The organism is Fervidicola ferrireducens, assembly GCF_001562425.1.
GTDB classification, from domain to species: domain Bacteria; phylum Bacillota; class Thermosediminibacteria; order Thermosediminibacterales; family Thermosediminibacteraceae; genus Fervidicola; species Fervidicola ferrireducens.
Map to the genome: position 1 here is coordinate 1 of NZ_LOED01000100.1, position 584 is coordinate 584.

At 53.4% G+C, this 584-nt stretch carries 1 pseudogene; it reads right to left on the bottom strand.

Features of this window, described 5'->3' with window-relative positions:
* Positions 1 to 489, bottom strand: a pseudogene (locus AN618_RS12475) (transposase); the annotation flags it as partial.
* Positions 490 to 584 lie beyond the last annotated feature (95 nt).

The window sequence follows — 584 nt, forward strand, 5'->3', positions numbered from 1 at the left end:
CAGGTTTCCGGCTATCCACTCCCGTTTTTCATGGGAAACGTAGACCAGTTCGGGACACCAGAAACAGCGTGAGATATGAAAATTGCCGTCCGGCAGGGCCACGGCTACAGCCACCACGTCGGGGTTTAAGTCTATTCCTGCCATGGGCAAGTCTTTGTTTACAGGCAAGTCGTCGCCCAGGGGAAAGGAAATAAAGCAATCGAACCTTCCGTCCCTGCGGACTACTCTTACCGTATAGGCACATGCTCTCAAAAGGTGTTGCAGGAGTATGCTGTGGTAACCAGCGGGTATTTCCAGGGGCACCGTGACCCAGTCTTCTTCTTTCCTCCGGCGGCCGTCTTTATTTTCCGGCTCCGGCGGTATGTAGACATTGAGGCGGAAGAAACCGGTAGCATCGTCGAAGACCACTTCCGTGTTGGCATTGCCATACTGGCCTTCCAGTCCCTTCTGGTTGGCCTGGCCTACGGAGTAAAAGGAGTTTGACCGCAATTCCCGCCACTCCTCTTTGGATAGTTTCCCTTCTTGCAGGAGGAGCAAGTTTTTCTTGCCGCCAAATACAGCAGGTGGCACTTCATCTCGCTCTA